The organism is Pseudomonas sp. MD195_PC81_125, from assembly GCF_014060985.1.
GTDB lineage: Bacteria > Pseudomonadota > Gammaproteobacteria > Pseudomonadales > Pseudomonadaceae > Aquipseudomonas > Aquipseudomonas parakoreensis.
The window spans coordinates 1-1,007 of the sequence record NZ_JABULD010000692.1; the positions used below are offsets into that span (position 1 = coordinate 1).

The following is a 1,007-nucleotide window of genomic DNA, read 5'->3' on the forward strand; positions in this document are numbered from 1 at the left end:
AACGTTTATGGCCCGACCGAAACCACCGTGGACAGCACGGGCTGGACGCTGGAACCGGACATGCCGGTGCCGGACAACGTGGTGCCGATCGGCACCGCACTGAGCAATACCCGGTTGTACGTGCTCGATGCCTACGGTCAACCGGTACCGCAAGGCGTCAGTGGCGAGTTGCACATCGGTGGCGTCGGCGTGGCGCGCGGTTATCACGGTTTGCCGGAGATGCAGGCCGAGCGCTTCATCGACAGCCCGTTTGTGCCGGGGGATCGGCTGTACCGCACGGGAGATCTGGCGCGCTACAACAATCATGGGGATCTGGAATTTCTCGGCCGCAACGACTTCCAGATCAAGCTGCGTGGCTTGCGTCTGGAGCCGGGAGAAATCGAGGCACGGTTGATCGAACATCCGGCGATTCGCCAAGCGGTGGTGATGGTGCGTGATGAGCGTCTGGTGGCCTGGTACACCGTGCGCGCCGGCATCGACGCGCCGTCACTGGAAACCCTGCGCGCGCATGTGCTGGAACGTTTACCCGAGTACATGGTGCCCGGTGCGTTCGTATTGCTTGACGCGTTGCCGCTGACACCGAACGACAAGGTCGATCGCAAAGCCCTGCCGGAGCCGGGGGCAGATGCGGTGATCAACCGCCCATACGTGGAACCCCAGGGTGAAGTCGAAAACGCGCTGGCGCGGATCTGGGGCGAGGTGCTCGGCGTCGAACAGGTCGGTCGTCACGACAACTTCTTCGAACTGGGCGGGCACTCGTTGTTGGCGGTGAGTCTGGTGGCGCGCATGCGCCAGAGCGGCCTGCACACCGACGCCCGGGCGCTGTTCAGTCAGCCGACCCTGGCGGCGCTGGCGCTCAGCACCACACCCGAGGCGCAGCAAGTGKYGATCCCCGCCAACCACCATCCCCGAGCCTGGCCCGCAAACGCCGGCTCTGACGCCGAACCCTGCAGGAGCTGCCGCAGGTGCGATCTTTTGATTTGGCTTTTAACAGCAAGATCAAAAGA

Annotated in this window: 1 pseudogene; it reads left to right on the forward strand. The window is 63.9% G+C overall.

Annotation, left to right across the window (positions count from 1 at the left end):
• Nucleotides 1-938: pseudogene (locus tag HT737_RS27230) on the forward strand (AMP-binding protein); the annotation flags it as partial.
• Nucleotides 939-1,007 lie beyond the last annotated feature (69 nt).